Below are 20,642 nucleotides of genomic sequence, written 5' to 3'. Positions count from 1 at the left end.
AGCGTCGACATCGAAGTATCCGATCAGGCTGGCTCGCCGGCCTCCGTGCGTCGCTGAGCGAGGACTTCGCCGCCCAGACGACCGGCTCAAGGAACTGACGGAGATCTCGGCCGACACCGGCGACCCCGGCGAAGCACACAACCGGGCGGCACTGGTGACGGCCACCCGGCACAACCTCGAACAGATCACCGGTGCGCTGCGACGCATCGCCGAGGGCAGCTACGGCCGCTGCGAAAAATGCGGCGGCCTCATCCCCGCCGAACGGCTCGAAGTGCTACCGCATACCCGGTTCTGCGTCCCCTTCCAGCAGAAACACAAGGGTTGACGGAATGCCGCGGCAGCGGCCGCGCCGGCCTCGTCGCCGGCGCGGCCGCTGATCATGGCAGCACTCAGCCCCGTCACCCGGCAGCCGGATGGCGGGGCTGCCGAGTGGTTGTGACATCCACGTCGATGACGTCCAGGATGCCCAGCAGTCCCGCCAACGCGATCGCCTCGCTACGCGAGAGGGTCAGGCTGCAGGTGGCATCGGGATCGTCGCTGACGCCGTGGATCAGCTCGCGTCGACCGCCGGCGTAGTGGGTGACAACGCCGACCCGATGACCGGTGACGGTGGTGAATGCGTGGCACTCTCCGATGCCCGGCAGCGGTGTGAATTCGACGTCCATGACAAACTCCGGAAGAAGACGACCGCAACCGCGGCCGGGAAGTGGATACGGATGCGGGACCGGCCCACGTCAGCTCGTGAGTAGCCGGCGCAGGCCGGTGAGCGTGGCCAGCGGCGGTTCGGCGGGCATCGTGATGGAGCGGCCGGTCAGCGCGGCCAACCTCGCGGCGGCTCCGGCGGCGGTCGCACCACCACCGGTGAGCAGCAGCCGCCGCTGACCACCCCGCGGACGGTCGAGACGGCGCACACAGTCGGCGATCGCCGGGATCCGGTCGACGGATCCGGCGTCATCGACACGCTCCGCCGCGACGATGCTGCGGTCACAGATGCGTGCCACTTCGGTACGTCCGGATCCGATGTCCACCACGACCACGTCACCGCCCGGGTCAGGACGGCAGGCCAGAGCAGCCGCGAGTGGCTCCTCCACTGCATTGACCCGTCCACCGACGGCACGGCGGACCGCGGCGACAAGCACGTTGCGCTGGCGCAGGGTCGCGGTCGCCGGCACACCGACCAGTACGGGATAGGCGGTGTCGGAAGGTAGGCGGAGATCGGCGGTCAGCAACCGGAGCAGGTGCACGCAGGCGAAGAAGTCGCGCACCACGCCGTTGCGCACCGGCCACGTGGCGGTCACACCGCGGGTCTGAGCGGTCAGCGCGGCTCGTCCGGCCACGTGCCGGTCGGTGCTGGGGCGGCAGAGCACCGTCGGTTCAGTGATCACCGTTCCAGCCTGCGGCGTCCACAGCCGGACGGTGGACGTTCCGAGGTCAAGGGCAAGGCACGACTGTACGCCCGGACGAGCGTAGGCGCCGGCGGTCAGCATGTCGTCCACCCGGGTACGTCGGGGACCAGGTGTCGAGGGCTAACGAAGGGAAGCGACGTCGCCGGCAGGTCAATGGGCATGCAGAAGCGAAAGTCATGAATGAAGGGTGGCATGGTGCTCCCAGCCAAGGGGCAGCGTCGTGTCCGACGCCGCGCAACGGGCGGCTTCAGGCGGTGAGCGTCCACGTCGGCGGGGCCCGGTCCGCCGACCACGCCGGTACACAGCCCGGGACCGCACGGCGGGTCAGCCGGAAGACGATGCACAACCCGATGTCCCGGGCGGTGGACACGACCAACACCAGCACAGCCCAGACGAGCAACGTCGGCACCGCAACTCGCCGGCCGACGCCCCCGAAGCCGCGCCCGTCATCCATGTCGGCCACCATAGCCGTCCAGAACAGGAAGGGCCACGACAGCACTCAAGCGGTCGACCGAGGTCTCGGTCATCCGGCCCGCACCGCAGCCAGTGACCGCGGGCCGGTTGCCGGGCATCGGCAACGAGCGCGACGAAGTTGCGCCGGATCCGACCGCTTTCACTGAAGTAATCTCAGCGACTTTGCGGTAGGTATTTGTATTCGAAATGAGTCAGGTGCAGCGCGGCTGCGACGATGTCGCCGATCCGGCGTGGGCTGGCGGTGGTGTGGCGTAGCGTTTTCCAGCGTCCGATCAGGATGGCGAAGCCGCGTTCGCCTTGCCAGCGCAGCCCGCGCAGCAGCCGGTTGTAGGCGCGGTTGTCGGGTGCGAGACGGCTGCCGTCAGCAGGCTGCTTGACCGGAGTCTTGATGCCATGACCTGCGCTTTCGTAGCCGGAGTCGGCCAGGGCGGGCAGGTCCAGTTCGGCGGCGGACCAGTTCAGCGCAGCGGTCACCCCAAGTTCGCGGGCACAGCTGGTGTCGTGCAGGTGCCCGGGCATCGCCGTCGATGTCCAGATCGGCAGTCCGTCCGGACGGATGATCGCTTGGATGTTCGCGCCGAAGTCTCGGTGCTTTCCGGAGTACCAGGCGTCGATGGTCTCGCCCTTGACCGACAGGGTGGTCTCGGTGAGCCGGTCGCAGTCGAACAGCTTGCCGTCGAGGATCACATGGGACCAGCCGTCGTCGGCGACTCGGCGCAGCGCGGTGTGCAGGTCCTGCGCCTGCGCGGCGAGCACGGCGATGCCCTCGTCGCGGTAGCGGTACGCGGTCGCCCGGGAGATGCCGAACCCGGCACCGAGCAGGGTGATGTCCTCGGCCTTGCGGAACCAGACCAGCACCAGCAGTGCCTGGTAGAAGCAGGTCAACGCGCGGGTGCCGCGCCGTGTCCCCTTGGCTCGGCGTTCCGCGGCGAGCAGCCGGCCGAGGTACTGCACGAGTTCCCTCGGGACGTCGACCATGGCACGATATGCGATCACGTGGGGTCCTCACCGTGTGGGTGATCTTGTGGTGAGAACTACCTACCGAGGACCTCACGTCCACTTCCAGCGCTGTCCGGTCTGAGCGCCTTCATCCGTGTCGCACCAATCAACACATTCGCGTTGCTGAGATCAGCTCACTGGATGACCTTCCGGGCATGCCCGGAGCGATCGGACTTCGACCGAGTGCGAAGGCGGCGGGGTCGGGGGGCGGCGGATCTGGTGGATCACCGGCTCTTGGTGGACGCCGAAGCGCCTCTGGCGGAGCGTGCAGTTTCTCCGGCGACACCGAAGTCCTGCTCGCTGACGGCACCAAAAAGAAGATGAAAGACCTGCGGGTCGGGGACCTAGTTGCTGTAGCCGGCCCGGAAACCGGGGAAAGCGCAGGGCTTCTGCAAGGTAGGGGTTTGGCCGTTTCAGGTGATTCCGAGTAGCTGTAGCGGTCGGTCCGGGTTTCGACTGTTGTGGCGTAGGGCTTTGGCGATGTTGGTGACGCCGGTCAGTCGGAGCAGGCTGATGACGGTGTTGCGGAGGGCGGCCATGGCTTGCGGGGCGTTGCCGGTGCGAACCTGGCTGGCGTCCTCGCCGAAGGTGACGTCACGGATGTGGTGCAGGGCCTCGATGAGCCAGTGTCCTCGTAGCCAGTCGGCCAGGTCGGCGGGTCGGGCTTGGGCTGCGTTGAGGCTGGTGATGGCGTAGACGGTGACGGTGGACCACCGTCCGGTGGCCTGGTTGTAGCGGCGTCGGCGGATTCGTAGGGCCTGGCTGGCGTGCGGGAAGTCGATCGCGAGGGGTCCGAGGCAGGTGACGGCTTGCAGCGCTCGGATGTCGCGGCGGCCGTGGCCGTGGCTGCTGGTTTCGTCCTGGACCGGGATCTTGGCCCAGGGTAAGGCCTTGAGTTGCCGGTACAGCCGCGGCTGGTTCTTCTTCGCGGTGAACAGGTACGCGGCGTGTTTGGTCTCGGTCAGCCAGCGGGCGTGCTCGCGCTGGGTGTGCAGGGCGTCCGCGGTGATCACGGCGCCGGTCAGGTCGAGGCCGTCCAGCAGTGGCTGGAATCGGGTGATTTCGTTGGTCTTGCCGTCGACGCCGGTCTGGGCGAGCACCGTGCCGGTGTGCTGGTCCAGCGCAGCGAGCAGGTGGACCTGACCGCCGGGGCGGCCGCTACCGCGTAACGTCTTGCCGTCCACAGCGATGGCCCGACGCGCCGCTGCCGGCGTGACGGCTGTCCGGCTGATCAGCCACCGGCTGATCGCCGTGTCCAGAGCGTCGGCGTCGACGCGCGCCAGGACCCGCCCGATCGTGGATGCGTCCGGCACCAGATAGGCGCTGGTGAACCGGTCCCGAGCGACCTGCAACCGGGCCAGCACCGGCACGGGCAGGTCGGCCGCCCACTCACCGATCGCCGACACCGACCGCTGCCCGGCCGCCACCGCGCTCACCGCGACCGCGAGCAGGCTGGGCAGTGGATGGATGCGGCCACGCGGGTCACGCGGGTCCGGTACCTGGGCCAGGGCCTGCAACAGCCCGGCGGCGTGATGGTATGGATCATCCGACACGCGGTGCAGGCGTGCGGACAGCCCGCCGATCAACGATGATGGCTCCACGAGCGCGGTCCTCGAGTTCGATCGTTTGGCCTAGACACCTGAATGATCAGCCGAAGGCCGCGCTCTACCTCATGTAACAGCCACAACCGGCGTGACTACCCCAAGCCCGGTGATCCGGTCATATCTCAACCTTGCAGAAGCCCTGGGGGAAAGCGGTGCCGAAAGCATCACGAACCTCTGGATCCACGATGACGAGCTGCGCCTCTTAGCCGTCGCCGGTGGATCGGTAGCGACGACCAGCGAGCACCCGTTCTGGAATGCTGGCGAACGCATATGGCAGTCCGCCGAGGAACTTGACGCGGGTGATGCTCTTCTCGCCAATGACGGTAAGCGGGTAGTTGTTCGAGGGCTTGGTGCAAGCCTCGGGACGAAGGCGGCGTACAACCTCACAGTAGCCAATTTTCATACGTACTATGTGCTGGCCGGCAACACGCCGGTACTTGTACACAACACCGACGGCTGCTGGAGGGGCAGTTTCGATAACCTGCCGACCGGCAAGCAGCCACATGTCAGAACTGTCGGTAGCGAGGAGGAACTGCGTGACGTGTTCGGTCAGATGACTAATGGTGCCGAGCAGCTTCCGGCTCGTGGGCCGAAAATTCCCGAGGTCTACCGACGGGCCGACGGAACCGTAATCCAATGGCGTGGAGCCTCTCGATCGGGCGGTGCTACGATTGATATCTTCCCGCCTAACTCGAAGGGTCTAAAGGTTCATGTCGAGGAGCCGTGAATCGGCCATTCAGGAGATACTGACCGAAGGTCTGGACGATTGGGTGCCCATTGACAGGGTGATCGGCGAGGCGCGAGACTCCGCCTCAGACGAGGGCGTCACTCTGCGCGATGCGGCCGTGGGTCTAGTTCGCGCCCTGGTCGACAGTGGTTTAATGATTCCCGGAAATATTACTGAGGACGGATTCGAGCCGTGGAAGGGAAATTGCGGTCAACTGACGAGTCAGGTGATTCGGCAGTGCGATGAACTGGGATGGGAGCCACTCGGTGCAGGCTGCTGGTTGGCGAACACTCCTGAAGGTGACCGGGCTGCTCAGGGCGCTGCAGAATCCAAGGGTTGATAAGCCGTCTTTCGTCGTGATCGTACTGGTCACGGTGGGTGCCGGGAACTCGGAGATCGACGAGGGCGAGGCTCCAGGTCAGACAGCGGTCGACCAATATCTGACGCCTGCCCGGGGGCCTCGCCGTGCTTTCTTACCCCGCCACGATCCCGCCGTCCAGTCGAACCCTGAGCTACCTCGCCGACCGTTTTCGCCGCCGCCAGCATCGATCGCCGTGGCGGCGTCTCCACCCGGGCCGGCAAGCCCTGCTCACCCTCGCTTACCTGCGCTACACCGCCCACTGGGACCCCTACGAAAATTAGCTTGCGGCGCGGGTCGTCGTGATCGTCAAGGGGTTGCTGGGTGAACATGTCGTGGCCCGGCGATGCGGGCGAGGTCGAGCAGGCGTGTACGGCGTGGTCCGTAGCAGACGTAGTAGGCGATCTCGCCGGTGCTGATGCTGCGCCGGGCGAGTAGCCAGTGCCCGCGTCCGGCTGCCAGCCGATGCACACCGGCAACCGCGCCCACCAATACTCGCGCGAGGCGGGGAGCCCTTCAAGGAGATCATCGGTGAGTGAGCACAGCCTGACAATTGTTCGGCTGGACAGCGCTTCGTCCGCGGAACGGGAGGAGGCCATCGCTGGTGTGCGGGACCTTCTGCTTGCCCGCGGGGTGATTCTGCACAGCGACCGTCGTGATGCTTTGTGGCAGCCAAGCGAATGGAAGCCCGGTCCCGGAGCGCGCAGCGCAATGGTCGAGCTGGTCGACTGGTTTGACGGCTTCCTCGATACGGCCAACAACGGCGTCGACATCTGCGGCGACCGCGATGCCTACCATCCGGTGGAGAACGATGAGCCGCCGCGATGCCCTCACTGTTCGGCCGGCGCTCCGATGGCCTACACCGAGTCCTACGGCGACTGGCTGCACGAGTGGTTGACCGCCGGCCGGGAGCCAGTGTTCGGGTGCGATCAGTGTGGCTGGAGCGGGTTGGTGGGGGACTGGGGCGGGCAGTTCGGCGTCCTGATCGGAGCTCCCGCTGTGACGTTCTACAACTGGCCGCCGCTCTCACCGGCTTTCACCGCAGACATCCGCGGTGCCCTCGGCGGTCGCACCGGCGTTGTAGCCAGCCACTGGTGACGTAACCCGACGCCCTCACGGGTGGACATCGTCGGTTGCGAATCATCACTGCGACGGCTCCCCCCAATGAGGCCCGTCCAGTCATCGCTGGACGCGCCCGCAGCCAGCTCCGTGAGCTGGCAGAATTATGCCCTCGGGAAGCGGTCTGGGAGCTGCGGGATGCGTGACGCCGAGGCAGCGAACACTGTCCGGTCTCAGGGGGTCACTTCAAGGCTACGACGGAGCATGGCCAGCGCGTCGAGCAGGACGGCGCAGGTGATGCGAGTGCACGTCTAAGTTCCGCTTCAACGTCTGACGGTTTCGCGCGACGAGAACCGGGGGCATACGTGTCAGACGGAGACCCAGCAGTACAGGCGTTCGTGACGTGCTGTCGCTAGACGTGCCAAGGCTGCCAGCTCGATCAGAATCTCTGCCAGGTCTGAGGGCTCTCCCTGCCCCCAGAACTCCTCGATCTGCGACCACGGCAACGCCACTCCACGCAGCTCGGCTTCCGACGCGGTAGCCAGCGCCGCCTGGACCTCATCCGTTAGCGAGACGACAAGTAGCTCGCCGTCATGACGAACAGCGACGGCGTGACCCCACCTCAGGTTCTCTGTTACCGAGTCGTAGTCGAGGCCGGTCAGCAACTCCTCCAGCTTCCCCAGCACCACGAAGGGCTCGATACCCTTCAGCTCGACAACCTCGGATCCGGTATCTGAGGCGGCACGCGGACCGCCAAGGACATCGATCACGGCGGCGGCTGCATCATCAGAGGCGGCCGAGAAGTAATCGCAGAGAAGTCCCACGGCATGATCATGGCAGTCGCGCCCTTCCGGTGCAGTCCCTGCTGCGCCCGATGCGTTTAGGGCTCATCTGTCGACAGCAACGGTGACAGCAACTGGCGCGAACGGAGCCACGCTCTCCCGAACGGTGCCGGACAGGTGCCCGAGGTCAGGGACGCGGACGGACCCCGCCGGTCGACGCGCCCAGAACTTACAAGCGAGGGGTCCAGGCGGCTGGCTGACCTTGGGCGATTACTCGGCGACGAAGACGCCCACGCCGGGCAGCGTCTCGGTCATCCCCTTGATCCGTAGCACCTGCATGGCGCGGTCGATTACCGGCTCGGTAACGCCGTAGTGCTCGATCAACTCTCGACGGCTGGGCAGCTTGGAGCCCGGCGGGAACTCGCCGGAGGCGATGCGCTCGGCGAGGTCGTCGGCAATCTGCTCGTAGCGGTAACGCGGTGGCACGGTGTTCCCCTCGGTTGGCAACACGAGTAGACCACCTACGTCAGCCCTTGACTACCCAACGGTACCTATGGGAGGTTGCCGAGGAGGTCGATTCCCTCGGTTGGCGCTGTGGGCCGTCCTCACCGGCGTGGGTGCCCGGCGCATCCCCCGTGATCGGGCATCCACGCCCCCGGACACCTGCGGCACGAGGAGGCGGCAGTGCTCCCTTCCGATCCTCTGACGCGGCGAAGAGTCGCCCCCGACGGCTCCGGCGAGCCGATGAAGCGCGTCTCGTACGAGGAGTACGTCCTGGCGGTGGCGCTCACCCTCGCCCGCCGTCATCGGCCCGTCTGGTCATGGCGGCACTGGCGGCACGTCTGCCGCTGCGGAAGCAGCCTGCCCTGCCGAAGCCGCCACCGCATCCCGATCAACCGCGGCCACTGGCCCAGCCAGGACGGCCCGCGATGACCACCCACCACCCGATCAAACCTGCCTGGACCTGCGGCGGCTGTGCGGGAGACTGGCCATGCCAGACCCGGCGACGCGAACTGCGAGCCGAATACGATCGCGCCCCTGTGTCGCTGGCCCTCTACCTGGCTGCCCAGCTCGTCGACGCCGCCCAGGACCTGGCCCACGTTCCCGCCGGCCACCTGCACCACCGCTTCCTGGGCTGGACCCGATGAGCATCCTTCGACCCGGCGACGAGAAGTTCCACTACAGCGACGGCTCACACAAGTGGACCCCGCCGGACCCGGACTACGACCAGGAGGTCTGGGAGGAGCAGGTCCGCCAGCACAAGCAAGGCCACCTCAGAAACGAGCGCCCAAAGGTCCGCATCCAACGCCTGATCTGATGCCAGCAGTACAGCAGCGAAGTACAGCAACCGTGCCAGCCAAACCAGACCGAGCAGCGCGCTAACGGGCCGTCTGACCTCGCATCGAGCCTGATCCGACCGGCTCGCCGACAGTTCACACCTTGGAGATTGGTGGTTCGATCCCAGTATCGCCCACCATGAATATATACAGGTGGCGAGCCCGTCACCGGAGCCACAGGTAACGGGCTATCGCCATGTTGCCCCTTAAATTGGGAGCAGATTGGGAGCAGCGGCACCGGGCTCCGATCCCCACCTCGGGGAACGTGGCAATCCTCCATGGCCCAGCAACGTGCTCATCGATCCCGTCGACGACGTTCCGGCGGCGCACTCGGTCGACCACGGGTGCCGATGTCCAACCGACCGTTCACTGTCTCCTACCCAGCCGGCCCTGCTCGCGTTAAGCGACGACTAGTAGTACTTTGTTCGGTTCTGTGGCGCTTATTGCGATGTAGCGGTTTCACGGGTTGGTGGCAGGTGAGACAGGCGCCGGTCCAGGTCGCGAGGAGTCGTTGCAGCTCGCGGAGGACCTTGTAGAGGGTCAGGCCGGCGCAGCCGCTTTTGGGTCCAGGCGTAGTTCGGTGATGAACAGGTGCGCGGCGGTGACGAGGGTGACGTGGCGGTGCCAGCCGATCCAGGAGCGGCCTTCGAAGTGGTCCAGGCCGAGGCCGGTCTTCAACTCGCGGTAGTCGTGGTCGACTGGGCGCGAGTCGAACCGGTCGACGTCCTCACCGCCGGTTTCCCCTGGACATTTACAACGCCGGCAAACGCGTCGGCATCACCGGAGCGCACTCCAGCCTGTGGAGTGCCGTCGCCGACGCCGTTCGTGTCCTTCGACCGCCGCTGCTGTTCGTGGAGAACATCGCCGCCCTCCGGCGACGCGGCTTCGACGTCGTCTACGCCGACCTGGCCACGCTCGTAAGCCCGACCGGACGTACCCGCGTGCGGCCTGCTCACCCCTGAATCGGCTCCACCTTGGCGTTGCCGTTCCTGGCCCTCGCCAACAGGGCCTGCAACCGGGCCCGGCAGGCCGGCCATTCCGAGGCGACGATCGAATACATGGCGGAGTCCCGGAGCAGCCCGTCCTCACCCGGCGCCCAAGACCGCGACCAGCAGCGTAGTACGCCCTCAAACCGCGCCCCCACACGCTCGATCGCCGCCCGAGAGCGGTTGTTGCGGGCGTCGGTCTTGAGGTCGACACGGACGACCCGCCAGTGCTCGAACGCGTGGGCGAAGAGCAGGAACTTCGCCTCGGTGTTGAGCCCGGCGCCCTGCGCCGACGCGGCGAGCCAGGTGAATCCCACCTCGACCGCGCACAGTTCGTTGCGGCCCGGCCGCAGCCGCGGATCCCAGTACGCGGTGGCACCGACCGCCCGCCCCGTCGCCTTCGCCACCAGGGCGTACGGCGCCAGCGTCCCGGCTGCGGCCCGTGCCAGCTGCGCGTCGATGTAGTCGCTCACCTCCGCAGCGGTCGGCACCCAGGTGTATCGGTACGAGGTGCGGTCCTCCTCGGCCGCCACGGCCAAGTCGGCGGCGTGCCGATGGTCCAGCGGCTGCAGACAGACGAGGTCACCCTCCAGGACCGGAGCCGTCAACGTCGTGGTGAATGACACAAATGGTCCTCCGTTCGCGGATTGCCCGGCGCACCGCGCACCGGGCCCGGTCATCACCCGGGGCACCCCATCCACGAACGGAGGGTTGCCGGCCAGCGAGCCGGGGCTTCGCGCTGGCACTCGTGACCTGCCGGCACTCTAGCAATCCGTGTGCGCCGGGGTGTTCCCTCCGATGTAGAACGACAACGGAGCACCTGTGACTGGTCGTATCAGGAAATGCAGCGGTCGATGGAGAACAAAGGAACGCAAGATCAGGTGCCCGCTCATGCCGCTGACAACGCGCGGAGCCCTCTGCACAGATCGTCACTCTTCGTGTGCAGCTGCCTTGTTGCCGTTGCGTGAGTTGGCTGGTGCGGCGGGGCTGAGTTCGTCGAGGAGGCGGCGGATGCGGTCGGTGGTGCAGCGGTGTCGTTCGACTTCGCGGGCCCAGCCGCGTTCGGTGGCGTCGGCGATGAGGTTGTTCCTCGGTGTGCAGGCGTTCCTGTAGCCGGGGGATGTACTGCGGTGTGGTGATGAACTTGGGGCAGGCGCAGGCAATGGCCGAGTTCCGGCTCGGTCTTGTAGAAGTTGGTCTGCAGCCAGTCGAGGGGCGCCTGCATGCTTCCGATGTCCGAAGATTCATAGTAATGTCGCGATTGCGCGGGTGAGAGGCGCTGCAACGGACAGGTGTCCGCTACGCTCACCCGACGGTCACGGGTCCAAGGGCGCCTTCCTTCAACGGGGAGGCGTGGAATGGACAGTAATCCAGCGACGACCTGGGGAATCGGCAACTACTCGTCGATGGCTCGCCGGTTGATGCCGGTCGCCGAGGCGGCGGTGGCCGCGGCGGCGATCCGCCCAAGCGACCGCGTCGTCGACATCGCCACCGGCACCGGCAACGCGGCCGTGCTCGCCGCGTCGCGCGGCGCCCGAACGACCGGTGTGGACTTCGAACCGGTCATGCTGAGCTTGGCCGAGCGGCGCGCCACCGAGTCGGCGCTCGCGATCGACTGGCTGCTCGGTGAGGCGACATCCCTACCCCTGCCGGACGGCTGCGCCGACGTGGTGCTCTCGGTCTTCGGCGTCATGTACGCCGCCGACCACGCTGCGGCGGCGCGCGAGCTGGCTCGGATCTGCGCTCCCGGAGCCCGGCTCGTGCTCGCCGCCTGGATGCCGGGCACATTGCTGCCCGCGATGGGCCGGGTCGTGGGGGACTATCTGCCCACGCCACCGGCCGGCAGCGGACCGCCGAGCCGGTGGGGCGACCCGGAGGCGATCGACGCGATCCTGGCGTCCGCCGGTCTGCACGTGACGTCGGCCGTTTCCCACCGGTTACACCTCGACTTCACGGACGCCGAGGCGGCAACCGCACTGCTCGTCGACAGCGCCGGGCACGTCGTGGCGGAACGGGACCGGCTGCACGCCGAGCACCGATGGAACGACCTCGTGGCTGACCTACGCGCCTTCGTCGACCGGCACGGTGCCGTCGACACCGACCGATTCGTGCTGACGTCCGACTACCTCCTGGTCACCGCGTCCACCGACACCGTCTCCCCCACCTCCACAGAAGCGGACGCGACGCTTCAGCCGGGCAGGTAAGCCTGACGACGTCATGTTCCACCAGTACCGGGGAAGGAGACGCCGGACGATGATGCAGGGCCGCGTCTGGCGGCCCGGACATGTGAGGAGTCGATCACAGCACGGGACCAGTCCAGCTTCCCGGCGGCCTGGAGTTCAGCCAACAACAGCTCGTGCAGCCGCTGCGACACCCCGGCCCGGTTCCATTCCTCGAGGCGTCGCCAACAGGTCATCCCCGACCCGAACCCCAGTTGTTGGGGCAGGAACTCCCACTGGATGCCGGTGTGCAGCACGAACAAGATCCCGCACAGCACCTGCCGGTCCGGGATCCGCTTGCGTCCCGGGTGCCGTGGATTGCCCCTTAGTTTGGGAGCAGTTTGGGAGCAGGGCCGTTCGGCTAGGTGGCTGACTGAGATTGGCGGGCCGGCGTCTTCGTCGTCGGCGCAGCCGTCATGCTCAAGCGTTCCGGCGGGGCTGGCCGACCGGCCTCCACGCCACCGGCCACCCGCTGAGGGGCCCGCACCGGGTCGACAGGTGGCGAGCTCGCTGCGGATATGCTCGTCGGCAGAGCCTGGTGGCCCCCGTGTCGGGGCAGGAGTCCATTCGGGGGGCGAGCTGTGAACATCGGCGAGATCGCCCGCCGGGCGGGAGTGTCGCGCAGCACCGTGTCGTACGTGCTGAGCGGGAAACGGGCCGTGTCGGAGGCGACCCGGCAGCGGATCCAGGCCGTCATCGACGAGCTGGACTACCGGCCGAACGCCAGCGCCCGCGCGTTGAAGGAGGGCCGTACCCGCACCCTCGGTCTGGTGATCCCGCCGGCGAGTCAGCGGCTGACCGACATGCAGCTGGGCTTCGTCGCCAGTGTCGTCGAGGCGGCCGCCCGGCACGACCTCGACGTGCTGCTGTCCCCCTCCGGTGGTGACCACGACCGGTCGTTCGAGCGGATCGTCACCGGGCGCCGGGTCGACGGCGTGATCCTGATGGAGATCCGACTGGAGGACGACCGGGTGACCCGGCTGTCCAAGGCCGGTCTGCCGTTCGTCACGATCGGCCGGACGGCCGATCCGCACGGCATGAGCTGGATCGACATCGACTACGCCGGCCTGATCGCCAGGTGCGTGCACCACCTGGCCGACCTGGGGCACCGGCAGGTGGCGCTGGTCAACCGCTCCGCCGAACTGGTGGCGGCGGGCTACGGCCCCAGCCACCGGGCGCTCGCCGGTTTCCGGGCCGCCGTGGCCGAGCGGGGCCTGACCGGCGTGGAGGTCTGCTGCGGCGACGACACCGCAGCCGGCGAGGCGTGCGTGGAACAGTTGCTCGCCACCCATCCGGACGTCACTGCGGTGGCGACCATCAACGAGGCCGCCCTACCCGGCATGCAGCGAGCGTTGACCAGCGCCGGGATGTCCGTGCCGGGCGACTTCTCGGTCACCGGCGTCGCCGCCCAGCACTGGGCGGAGGACTTCCGCCCGCCGCTGACCGCCGCCGACGTGCCGATGGTCGAGATGGGGGCCGAGGCGGTGACGCTGCTGCTGGAGACCATCGCCGAGCGCGGTGCCGTGCCACGACACCGCCTCTACACGCCGCCCATCTCGTTGCGGTCCAGCACCGGCCCGGTGCCGGTGCGCTGAGCGTCCGGCCTACCCGCCGGTGCCGCGCCGCTGCTCCTGAGCGGCGGCCAGGATGAGGTAGCTGCTCGCCGTCCAGGTGTACGCGCGGTCCCGGAGGCCGGCACCGGTCTCGGCGTCGAAGTTCTCCGCGAACCCGGACTTCTCGCACAGCGCGAGGAACCGCCGACTGATGTCGTCGGCCATCCTGGTCTGCCCGGCCCGCCGGAGGCCGTCCTCGACCAGGACGGTGGAGGGTGCCCAGATCGGGCCACGCCAGTAGCCGTCGGCGGCGTAGTGGGCCGAGTTTGTCGGCTCGGTGGCCAGGCCGTGCGTGGTCAGGTGCGCCTCGACACCGCGCGCCAGGGCGGCGGCGACCGGCGCGGGCAGGTCCGCGCCGAGTGCGACGGGCATCAGGTCGAGCAGGCTGCGGCTCGCCCGCCGGTGACCGGTGTGCGGGCTGCGGGCCAGGAACCGTTCGCCGTCCCAGAGGTCGTCGAGCATGGCCGCGCAGATCCGGTCGGCCTCCCGGGACCACTGCTCGGCGCTCTCACCCAGCTCGGCGGCGAGGTCGGCCAGGCAGCGCAGTTGCGAGACCAGGAACGCGGCGAGGTCGGCCGTCTGGAGCACCCGGTGGCCGTCGAAGGTGGTCGCGTTGTCCCAGCCGCTGTCGTTGCCGTGCTGGTAGTGGGGCAGGTCCTGACCGGGCGCGCGGCGCGCGTCGAGCCAGAACCGGGTCCAGCGGGCCAGCCGGTCGTACGTCTGGGCCAGCGCCGCCCGGTCCGGCGGCTGGGGGAGGCGGCGACGCAGGTGGCGCAGCGCCCAGCCGTGGATGGGGGGCTTGACGAAGTTGTGCAGGACCTCGGAGTGAGTGATCGAGTCTGGTAGCGCGCCGGCCTCGTCCTGGTGGTCGAAGGGCAGCTGGAACTGGTGCCAGGCCAGCTCCGGCTCGCCGGCGGCCAGGGCGATCGCGTTGAAGCAGTGGTCCCAGCTCCACACCTTGTCCATCCAGTGCTTGGACATCAGGACGGCGGGGCGGCCGACGAAGCCCGCCGGGGAGACGGTCGCCGACCACAGCACGTACGCGGCCAGTTCGGCGGCCTGCGTGTCCGGGCCACGCCACGGGGCGATCGCGTCGACGAACGCGCTGAACTCCGTCGTCCGGTCGAGGTGCAGCCGCTCGAACGGGACGGACCCGTCGTACCGGCGGCGGGCTGTCGCGTACTCCTCGACCGCGATCTCCCACGGCCGGTCGGCGGGGAGGTCCACCGACCGGTCGGCGGTGCCCAGCGCCTGCACGCCGTCGGTGCGGCGCAGGGCCCCGGATAGCACCGTGATCCGGTATCGGCGACCGGTCTCGTACGAGGTGAACACGTGTGACCCGTCGACCGGATCGAGGTACAGGTAGGTGCCGCTGAACGGGGTCAGGGTGCCCGCCGCCGCGGCCACCCGCAGACCGAGCCCGCGCCCCCTGATCCGCAGCGCGTCCGGGCCGGCGTAGACGGCCTCGATCCGGTCGGTGCCGCTGCGCCAGGTCAGCAGCGCGGGGGTGGCGACCACTGTGGTGCCGGCCACCGTGGGGGCGAGGCGGAGGACGGGGTGCAGTCCGTTCTGGTGGGAGACCAGGTGCAGATCGTCGGCGTACGTCTTCTCGGCTACCACCGGGGAGAGGTTGAACCAGGACCCCCGGTAGCTGAAGGGGATGTCCTGGATGGGGAACTCCGGACCGGACGGGGCGACGGTCATGGGTGGCAGGTGCCTTTCTGTGGTGCGGGTGGTCAGTCCTTGACGGCGCCGGCGGTCACGCCCGTCGAGACGTAGCGCTGGGCCAGGACCAGCAGCACGGCGGCGGGGACGGAGGCGACGACAGCGGTGGCCATGATGGCGTTCCACTGCTGGTTGTTGTTGCCGATGTAGTGGTAGATGCCGAGGGTGATCGGCTGGTGGTCGCCGCCGCCGGTGAGGGTCGAGGCGAAGATGAAGTCCGACCAGGACCACAGGAACGCGAACAGCGACACCGTGACGATCGAGTTGCGGCTGACCGGCAGGACGACCGACCAGAAGGTCCGCAGCCGGCCGGCGCCGTCGACCACGGCGGCCTGGAGCAGTTCGTCGGGGATGCCCGACATGAAGGCCGTGAAGATCAGGACGGCGAACGGTACCGCGAGGGTGGTGTCGGCCAGGATCAGACCGGGCAGTGTGTTCAGCACGCCGAGGGTGAGGTAGATGGCGTAGAAGCCCATCGCCATGATGATGCCGGGGATCATCTGGGCGATCAGCAGCACGAAGCTCAGGGCCGGGCCGCCGGGCGGCCGGAGCTTCGCCAGCGCGTATCCGGCCGGAGCGGCCAGCGCCACGGTCAGTGCGACAGTGCCGAGGCCGACCAGGAAGCTGGTGCCGAGGTAGGGCAGTTGCTGGTCGAGCACCGCACGGTAGCCGTCCAGGGTGCCGTTGGCGGGGAACAGGTGCGGGGGAGTGGCCCGCATGTCCTGGTCCCGGGTGAACGACACATTGATCATCCAGTAGACGGGGAAGAGCATCAGCCCGGTCAGCACCAGAGCGACGCCGGTCTTCCACCAGGCCCGCGGGGGAGGGGTGGTCATCGTAGTTGCTGCCTCCGCTCGATCCGGATGTAGACGAGCCCGGCGATCAGGGCCATCACGATGAGCAGGTTCCCGACGGCCGCGCCCGGCCCGAACTCGGGCAGCAGATTGCCGAAGCCGAGTCGGTACGACCAGGTGGCGAGCGTCGCGGACGAGCCGGTGGGTCCCCCGCGGGTCATGATCCAGATGATGTCGAAGACCTTCAGCGTGTAGATCAACCCCAGCAGCAGCGTGATCGCGGAGACGGGGCGCAGCAACGGGAAGGTGATCGCCCAGAACCGTTGCCACCCCGTCGCACCGTCGAGGGCGGACGCCTCGTACACCTCGGCCGGGATCGCCTGCAGGCCGCTGTAGAGCACCACCAGGTTGAACGGGATGCCGATCCAGATGTTCGCGATGATCACCGAGGTGAGCGACCAGCCCGGCGAGGTGAGCCAGTTGACCGGGTCGACGCCGACCACCGCGAGCGCGGAGTTGACCAACCCCGAGTCGCTGTTGAGCAGCCACGACCAGGTCGACGCCGAGACGATCAACGGCAGCAGCCACGGGACGAGGAAGAGCGCCCGCAGCGTGCGCGACAACGGGAAGTGCTGGTGGAAGAAGAGCGCCAGGGCCATGCCGATGGTGAACTGGAAGGCGAGCGACGCCCCGGTGAAGACCAGTGTGTGCGTCAGCGTCGACCCGAAGGCTGGATCGGTCAGCACCGTCCGATAGTTGTCCAGGCCGGCGAAGGGGGCGCCGCCCTGCACGAACGAGCGGACGGTGTACTCCCGCAGGCTCAGCTCGACGTTGCGGTAGAGCGGGTAGGCGTAGAAGGCGGCCAGGTAGACGGTCACGGGTGCCAGGAAGCCCCAGCCGATCCACCGGCCGGACCGGTCCCGTACCCCGGCGGGGGTCCGTGTCGTCGGGAGCATGGTGTCGGTGCGGCGCGTCAGCTGGTCGTGGCCGCCGCCTGCGCGGCGGCCAGCGCCGCTGCCGGCGGCTTCCCGCCGCTGAGGGCCGCCTGCACCGCGGTCCACAGCGATTCGGAGATCTTCGGGTACTTCGTGCCGAGGTTGTCACCGGTGCGGCCCTTGGCTGCCCGTACCGCCTCGACCCAGACCTTGAGCTTGGGGTCCGCGGTCGCCTGCCGCTCCTGGACGGCGGCGACGGGTGCCACGTAGGAGAGCGTGGTGTCGGTGGTGAGGAGGTTGTCGGCACTGGTCAGGCAGGCGACGAGTTTCTGCGACGTGGCGTACCGCCCGGTGTTCTCCTGCACCGGAATGGAGACGAACTCGCCGCCGGTGGGCGCCGGTGCCGGCCCGCCCGAACTGGCCGGGATCGTGATGGTGCCGTACCCGAAGCCGAGCTTCTCCGCGTTGGCCAGCTGCCAGGTGCCGTTCTCGGCGAAGGCGTAGTCACCGGTGGCGAACTCCTGCCAACTCGTGGTCTGGGTGTTGTTGATGACCGAGTTCGGGGCGTGGCCCCGCTTGAGCCAGTCGGTCCAGAGGGTCAGCGCGGCCACCGCCTGCGGCGAGTCCAGTCTGGTCAGTTGGGCACCCGCGCCCCAGAACCAGGGCAGGAACTGGAAACTGCCCTCCTCGGTACCGATGGCGGAGAAGGTGATGCCCTTCTTCCCCTTGGCCTTGACCTTGTCCAACGCCGCGTTGAGCGACGGCCAGTCCGTCACGGCTGCGGGGTCGACACCGGCGGCGGTGAGCACGTCCTTGTTGTAGTAGAGGGCGAGCGTGTTCGCGCCGATCGGCACCCCGTACGCCTTGCCTTCGAGCTGGCCCGCGCCGAGCAGGTTCTTCTCCATCGCCGAGACGTCGAGCTTGTTGTCGTCGGTGGTGGTGAGCGCGCCGGCCTCGGCCAGGGTCGAGATGACCGGGTTGTCGACGATCAGTACGTCCGGCGAGTTTCCCTGTTGGGCGGCGAGCAGCGCCTTGTTGGTGAGGTCGGTGGTGTCGTAGCCGGTCCGTTCGACCGTCACGCCCGCCGAGGTGCCGCACTTCTCGAGCAGCGCGACCCACTCGGAGTCGTCGGCGAACTGGGGGTACGGGTCCCAGACGAGGTAGGCCCCGCCGTCGGCGGGCTGGTCCGGGGACGACGAGCAGGCGCTGCCGGTCGCTGCGGCGAGGGCTATCACGGCGACGGCGGCCAGGCGCCGCCGACGACTGAGTCCGGTCATCTGGTGCCTCACTTCAAGTCGATCGTCAGGGGTGGGTGGTGTGACCGTCGCGGGCCAGGCGGCGCCCGGCCATGAGGCGAACCGATTCGACGAATCGGTTCGTACGAAGGTAAGGCGGTCGATAACCGGTGGTCAAGAGAACGGCGACCGGGTGAGGAAACACGGTCTTCATCCGGCTGTCAGTTCATTGACATGCTTCAGTGTCTGGTCCTACGATCCGTGCGAATCGATTCGCAAGTGCTGTCTCCGGAGAGCGTCCCCCGCGCCCCACCAAGGAGCCGCCCGTGAAAACCCCGTCCCGCGGCAGGTCAGGACGAGCCGGTGCGAACGTCGCCCGACTCGTGGTCGGCCTGCTCGCCGCCACGACCGCCGTCGCCGTCGCCCCGTCCCCCGCCCAGGCCGCCGACGAGTCGATAAGTGTCAACTTCTCCACGGCCAGCGGTGCGCCGACCTACCGCGCCTCCGGCTGGATCTACGGCATGACCGAGAACGCCGGCGGCCCGGCTGACCACTTCTACCGGGACGTCAAGTTCCAGTACATGCGGGCCGGCGGCGCACAGCTTCCGGGCAGCGGCTGGGTCGGCGGAACCTACGACCGCCGCTGGAACTCCACAGTCGCCCAGGCGCGTCGGACCAACGCCCTCGGCGGGCAGTTCATCATCCTGCCGCACGACCTGTGGGGTGCCGACGGCGCGGGGATCTCCCGCTTCCCCGGTGACAACGGCAACTGGACCGACTACGACAACTTCCTGACCCGCCTGATCGGCGACGTCCGGGCGGCCGGGCTCTCGGTGCAGTGGGACATCTGGAACGAGCCCAACATCACCATCTTCTGGAACCGTCCGATCTCGCAGTACCTCGAACTGTGGCGCCGGACCTACCAGCGCATCCGGGCGGAGTTCCCCAGCCAGCTCATCGTCGGGCCGAGCTGTGCCTGCGTACCGTCGGCCAACCACGCCTTCTGGAACCAGTACCTGGACTTCGTCCGCTCGACGAACACGGTGCCGGACATCGTCAGTTGGCACTCGCTGCCGGGTGACCCGGTCGCCAACGTCGCCGCCGCGAACGCCACCCTCGACCCGCGCGGCATCGCCCACCCGCGTCCGTACCAGATCAACGAGTACGGCGCCCCCGACGAGCAGAACCCGGCCGACGGCGCCTGGTACATCGCGCGTCTGGAGCGGGCCCGGGCCGACGGGCTGCGGGCGAACTGGGCCAGCGGTGGCAGCCTGCACAACGACCTCGGCAACCTGCTGATCCGCAACTCCGCCGGGCAGCACCAGCCCAAGGGCGAGTGGTGGATCTACCGCTTCTACGCCTCCCAGACCGGGCAGATCGTCGCTGTGACCCCGAGTCAGTCGTTCGACGCGTACGCCACCAAGGCGACCGGCACGGCGAAGGTCCTGGTCGGCGGCGGTCGTACCACCGGGAACCTGACAGTCAACCTGCAACGCCTGGACACCACCAGCGGCATCGTGCAGAACAACCAGGTGCGGGTGCCGCATCCAGCGCATCCCGCACAACAACGGCGGTGCCGTGGCGGGGCCGGTCACGGTCTCGAACAGCGTGGTGAACGTGTCCAACAACAGCGCCACGGTGACGCTGCCGTACACCAACCAGACCGACACCTACACGATCACCCTGCTGCCGCCCGCCGAGGGCGGCTTCCAGTCGGTCGCCGTGGCCCAGCACTCCCAGCAGTGTCTGAACAACCCCGGTCTGAGCACCACCGACGGCAACGTCCAGCAGCAGAACCACTGCGACGGCGGTGACCAGCAGCTCTGGAACTTCCGGCCGGTGGCCGGAGTGGCCAACGCGTACACGGTGGTCAACCAGCAGAGCGGGAAGTGCCTCGACGTCAGCGGCGTCTCCACCGCCGACGGCGCGGCCGTGCACCAGTGGACCTGCTCGACCGGTCTCAACCAGCAGTTCACGCTGCGCAAGGTGACCTACTCGGGTAACGACTCGCACGACTACCAACTCGTCGCCCGGCACAGCGGCAAGTGCGTCGACGTCAGCACGGTCTCCACCGCGCCGGGCGCGCGCGTTCACCAGTGGACCTGCATCGCCGCCAGTCAGGGCAGCCCGTTGAACCAGACGTGGCGGCTGCTGGGCCGGTAGGTGCCTCGGGGGAGGTGATGCCCCGACATAAATGAAACAGATCCGACCATTCCTTGCGAATCGATTCTCCGACTCCATCGCCGCCCGCGGCGCGCCGACCAGCCTCCGCCGCCACGACATCGAGGAGCCCTTCGTGCGAACCCCGTCCCCCGGTGGGCCGGCAACGGCCCCCGCTCCCGTCCCGAGACGCCGCCGTGTCCGACGTCGGACCTTTCTGGCCGCTGCC

The 20,642-nt window shown here is 68.2% G+C and carries 22 protein-coding genes, 4 pseudogenes and 1 riboswitch; of the genes and pseudogenes, 11 read left to right on the top strand and 15 right to left on the bottom strand.

All coding sequences use genetic code 11. The features are described 5' to 3' along the window. Positions 1-154: 154 nt before the first annotated feature. Positions 155-325, top strand: coding sequence for a TraR/DksA C4-type zinc finger protein (locus ABIH81_RS29780; RefSeq protein WP_230650302.1), 171 nt, complete (start codon positions 155-157; stop codon positions 323-325). Positions 326-398: 73 nt separating this feature from the next. Here ABIH81_RS29780 and ABIH81_RS29775 read toward each other — a convergent pair whose 3' ends face one another. The 5 genes from ABIH81_RS29775 to ABIH81_RS29755 all read right to left on the bottom strand — a co-directional run bounded on the left by ABIH81_RS29775 (position 399) and on the right by ABIH81_RS29755 (position 4,453). Then, the gene (locus ABIH81_RS29775) at positions 399-665 is read right to left on the bottom strand and encodes a hypothetical protein (protein ID WP_030274987.1); all 267 of its coding nucleotides are present in this window, start codon (positions 663-665) and stop codon (positions 399-401) included. Positions 666-734: 69 nt separating this feature from the next. Next, complete coding sequence (locus ABIH81_RS29770) at positions 735-1,385, bottom strand: rod shape-determining protein (protein ID WP_064447279.1); 651 nt, start codon at positions 1,383-1,385, stop codon at positions 735-737. Between the two features lie 268 nt (positions 1,386-1,653). Continuing rightward, positions 1,654-1,860, bottom strand: a complete 207-nt coding sequence (locus ABIH81_RS29765; protein WP_230650299.1) for a hypothetical protein — start codon at positions 1,858-1,860, stop codon at positions 1,654-1,656. A 173-nt stretch (positions 1,861-2,033) separates the two neighbouring features. After that, positions 2,034-2,858 carry a transposase family protein gene (locus tag ABIH81_RS29760; RefSeq protein WP_349881014.1) on the bottom strand — a complete coding sequence of 275 codons (825 nt, stop codon included), beginning with the start codon at positions 2,856-2,858 and terminating at the stop codon, positions 2,034-2,036. A 434-nt stretch (positions 2,859-3,292) separates the two neighbouring features. After that, entirely contained in the window at positions 3,293-4,453 is a 1,161-nt protein-coding gene (locus ABIH81_RS29755; RefSeq protein WP_349881112.1) for an ISAs1 family transposase, read from the bottom strand. Positions 4,454-4,589: 136 nt separating this feature from the next. Here ABIH81_RS29755 and ABIH81_RS29750 point away from each other — a divergent pair, with 136 nt between their 5' ends. Together ABIH81_RS29750 and ABIH81_RS29745 are read left to right on the top strand one after the other, a co-directional pair. Beyond that, positions 4,590-5,210 (top strand): polymorphic toxin-type HINT domain-containing protein, encoded by a 621-nt coding sequence (locus tag ABIH81_RS29750; RefSeq protein ID WP_349878174.1) that lies wholly within the window; start codon positions 4,590-4,592, stop codon positions 5,208-5,210. A gap of 465 nt (positions 5,211-5,675) precedes the next feature. Beyond that, a pseudogene (locus ABIH81_RS29745) lies at positions 5,676-5,819 on the top strand (IS5/IS1182 family transposase); the annotation flags it as partial. Between the two features lie 82 nt (positions 5,820-5,901). On the opposite strand, the pseudogene ABIH81_RS29740 reads toward ABIH81_RS29745, so the two are convergent. After that, positions 5,902-6,068: pseudogene (locus tag ABIH81_RS29740) on the bottom strand (IS701 family transposase); the annotation flags it as partial. 31 nt (positions 6,069-6,099) lie between these two features. Between ABIH81_RS29740 and ABIH81_RS29735 the strand changes: the two are divergent. Further along, positions 6,100-6,666, top strand: a complete 567-nt coding sequence (locus ABIH81_RS29735; RefSeq protein WP_349881282.1) for a hypothetical protein — start codon at positions 6,100-6,102, stop codon at positions 6,664-6,666. A 329-nt stretch (positions 6,667-6,995) separates the two neighbouring features. On the opposite strand, the gene ABIH81_RS29730 is transcribed toward ABIH81_RS29735, so the two are convergent. Both ABIH81_RS29730 and ABIH81_RS29725 read right to left on the bottom strand, forming a co-directional pair. Next, positions 6,996-7,451 carry a hypothetical protein gene (locus ABIH81_RS29730; protein WP_349878173.1) on the bottom strand — a complete coding sequence of 152 codons (456 nt, stop codon included), beginning with the start codon at positions 7,449-7,451 and terminating at the stop codon, positions 6,996-6,998. A 228-nt stretch (positions 7,452-7,679) separates the two neighbouring features. Further along, positions 7,680-7,895 (bottom strand): GntR family transcriptional regulator, encoded by a 216-nt coding sequence (locus tag ABIH81_RS29725; protein ID WP_230688735.1) that lies wholly within the window; start codon positions 7,893-7,895, stop codon positions 7,680-7,682. Positions 7,896-8,153: 258 nt separating this feature from the next. Between ABIH81_RS29725 and ABIH81_RS29720 the strand changes: the two genes are divergently transcribed. Genes ABIH81_RS29720 through ABIH81_RS29710 form a run of 3 tightly spaced genes read left to right on the top strand, consistent with a single transcriptional unit; the run spans position 8,154 to position 8,727 of the window. Continuing rightward, the gene (locus tag ABIH81_RS29720; RefSeq protein ID WP_349878172.1) at positions 8,154-8,342 is read left to right on the top strand and encodes a hypothetical protein; all 189 of its coding nucleotides are present in this window, start codon (positions 8,154-8,156) and stop codon (positions 8,340-8,342) included. Beyond that, the gene (locus tag ABIH81_RS29715; protein ID WP_113973357.1) at positions 8,339-8,557 is read left to right on the top strand and encodes a flavin reductase; all 219 of its coding nucleotides are present in this window, start codon (positions 8,339-8,341) and stop codon (positions 8,555-8,557) included. Before ABIH81_RS29720 ends, ABIH81_RS29715 begins: the two co-directional genes overlap by 4 nt. Continuing rightward, positions 8,554-8,727, top strand: coding sequence for a hypothetical protein (locus ABIH81_RS29710; protein WP_199496078.1), 174 nt, complete (start codon positions 8,554-8,556; stop codon positions 8,725-8,727). The genes ABIH81_RS29715 and ABIH81_RS29710 overlap by 4 nt, the downstream gene beginning before the upstream one ends. Before the next feature lie 559 nt (positions 8,728-9,286). Here the strand turns inward: ABIH81_RS29710 and ABIH81_RS29705 are convergent. Both ABIH81_RS29705 and ABIH81_RS29700 read right to left on the bottom strand, forming a co-directional pair. Then, positions 9,287-9,445: pseudogene (locus ABIH81_RS29705) on the bottom strand (IS701 family transposase); the annotation flags it as partial. 253 nt (positions 9,446-9,698) lie between these two features. After that, positions 9,699-10,358, bottom strand: a complete 660-nt coding sequence (locus tag ABIH81_RS29700) for a GNAT family protein (RefSeq protein WP_349878171.1) — start codon at positions 10,356-10,358, stop codon at positions 9,699-9,701. A gap of 12 nt (positions 10,359-10,370) precedes the next feature. Then, positions 10,371-10,486: riboswitch (SAM riboswitch) on the bottom strand. 604 nt (positions 10,487-11,090) lie between these two features. Here ABIH81_RS29700 and ABIH81_RS29695 point away from each other — a divergent pair. After that, positions 11,091-11,936, top strand: a complete 846-nt coding sequence (locus ABIH81_RS29695) for a class I SAM-dependent methyltransferase (RefSeq protein ID WP_349878170.1) — start codon at positions 11,091-11,093, stop codon at positions 11,934-11,936. A 71-nt stretch (positions 11,937-12,007) separates the two neighbouring features. Here the strand turns inward: ABIH81_RS29695 and ABIH81_RS29690 are convergent. Beyond that, positions 12,008-12,331: pseudogene (locus tag ABIH81_RS29690) on the bottom strand (transposase); the annotation flags it as partial. Between the two features lie 201 nt (positions 12,332-12,532). Here ABIH81_RS29690 and ABIH81_RS29685 point away from each other — a divergent pair. Further along, positions 12,533-13,546, top strand: a complete 1,014-nt coding sequence (locus ABIH81_RS29685; protein ID WP_349878169.1) for a LacI family DNA-binding transcriptional regulator — start codon at positions 12,533-12,535, stop codon at positions 13,544-13,546. A 9-nt stretch (positions 13,547-13,555) separates the two neighbouring features. On the opposite strand, the gene ABIH81_RS29680 is transcribed toward ABIH81_RS29685, so the two are convergent. Genes ABIH81_RS29680 through ABIH81_RS29665 form a run of 4 tightly spaced genes read right to left on the bottom strand, consistent with a single transcriptional unit; the run spans position 13,556 to position 18,295 of the window. After that, positions 13,556-15,268: a trehalase family glycosidase gene (locus tag ABIH81_RS29680; protein WP_349878168.1), complete on the bottom strand. Its 1,713-nt coding sequence runs from the start codon at positions 15,266-15,268 to the stop codon at positions 13,556-13,558. Positions 15,269-15,300: 32 nt separating this feature from the next. Beyond that, positions 15,301-16,125: a carbohydrate ABC transporter permease gene (locus ABIH81_RS29675; RefSeq protein WP_349878167.1), complete on the bottom strand. Its 825-nt coding sequence runs from the start codon at positions 16,123-16,125 to the stop codon at positions 15,301-15,303. Further along, complete coding sequence (locus ABIH81_RS29670; protein WP_349878166.1) at positions 16,122-17,039, bottom strand: sugar ABC transporter permease; 918 nt, start codon at positions 17,037-17,039, stop codon at positions 16,122-16,124. Before ABIH81_RS29670 ends, ABIH81_RS29675 begins: the two co-directional genes overlap by 4 nt. 17 nt (positions 17,040-17,056) lie before the next feature. Further along, positions 17,057-18,295 (bottom strand): extracellular solute-binding protein, encoded by a 1,239-nt coding sequence (locus tag ABIH81_RS29665; protein ID WP_349878165.1) that lies wholly within the window; start codon positions 18,293-18,295, stop codon positions 17,057-17,059. Positions 18,296-18,579: 284 nt separating this feature from the next. Between ABIH81_RS29665 and ABIH81_RS29660 the strand changes: the two genes are divergently transcribed. Then, positions 18,580-20,067 carry a beta-xylosidase gene (locus ABIH81_RS29660; RefSeq protein WP_349878164.1) on the top strand — a complete coding sequence of 496 codons (1,488 nt, stop codon included), beginning with the start codon at positions 18,580-18,582 and terminating at the stop codon, positions 20,065-20,067. Further along, the gene (locus tag ABIH81_RS29655; RefSeq protein ID WP_349878163.1) at positions 19,976-20,416 is read left to right on the top strand and encodes an RICIN domain-containing protein; all 441 of its coding nucleotides are present in this window, start codon (positions 19,976-19,978) and stop codon (positions 20,414-20,416) included. The genes ABIH81_RS29660 and ABIH81_RS29655 overlap by 92 nt, the downstream gene beginning before the upstream one ends. Positions 20,417-20,642: the final 226 nt, after the last annotated feature.

This window comes from Micromonospora sp. HUAS YX12 (genome assembly GCF_040215685.1).
Lineage (GTDB): Bacteria > Actinomycetota > Actinomycetes > Mycobacteriales > Micromonosporaceae > Micromonospora > Micromonospora tulbaghiae.
This window is presented reverse-complemented; position numbering and strand designations above follow the sequence as displayed.

Bases quoted from the DNA above. Each gene is read 5' to 3' on its own strand.
- ABIH81_RS29670 (WP_349878166.1), bottom strand. From the start codon at position 17,039: ATGCTCCCGACGACACGGACCCCCGCCGGGGTACGGGACCGGTCCGGC.
- ABIH81_RS29760 (WP_349881014.1), bottom strand. From the start codon at position 2,858: ATGGTCGACGTCCCGAGGGAACTCGTGCAGTACCTCGGCCGGCTGCTC.
- ABIH81_RS29710 (WP_199496078.1), top strand. From the start codon at position 8,554: ATGAGCATCCTTCGACCCGGCGACGAGAAGTTCCACTACAGCGACGGC.
- ABIH81_RS29715 (WP_113973357.1), top strand. From the start codon at position 8,339: ATGACCACCCACCACCCGATCAAACCTGCCTGGACCTGCGGCGGCTGT.
- ABIH81_RS29675 (WP_349878167.1), bottom strand. From the start codon at position 16,125: ATGACCACCCCTCCCCCGCGGGCCTGGTGGAAGACCGGCGTCGCTCTG.
- ABIH81_RS29765 (WP_230650299.1), bottom strand. From the start codon at position 1,860: ATGGATGACGGGCGCGGCTTCGGGGGCGTCGGCCGGCGAGTTGCGGTG.
- ABIH81_RS29695 (WP_349878170.1), top strand. From the start codon at position 11,091: ATGGACAGTAATCCAGCGACGACCTGGGGAATCGGCAACTACTCGTCG.
- ABIH81_RS29665 (WP_349878165.1), bottom strand. From the start codon at position 18,295: ATGACCGGACTCAGTCGTCGGCGGCGCCTGGCCGCCGTCGCCGTGATA.
- ABIH81_RS29680 (WP_349878168.1), bottom strand. From the start codon at position 15,268: ATGACCGTCGCCCCGTCCGGTCCGGAGTTCCCCATCCAGGACATCCCC.
- ABIH81_RS29720 (WP_349878172.1), top strand. From the start codon at position 8,154: ATGAAGCGCGTCTCGTACGAGGAGTACGTCCTGGCGGTGGCGCTCACC.
- ABIH81_RS29775 (WP_030274987.1), bottom strand. From the start codon at position 665: ATGGACGTCGAATTCACACCGCTGCCGGGCATCGGAGAGTGCCACGCA.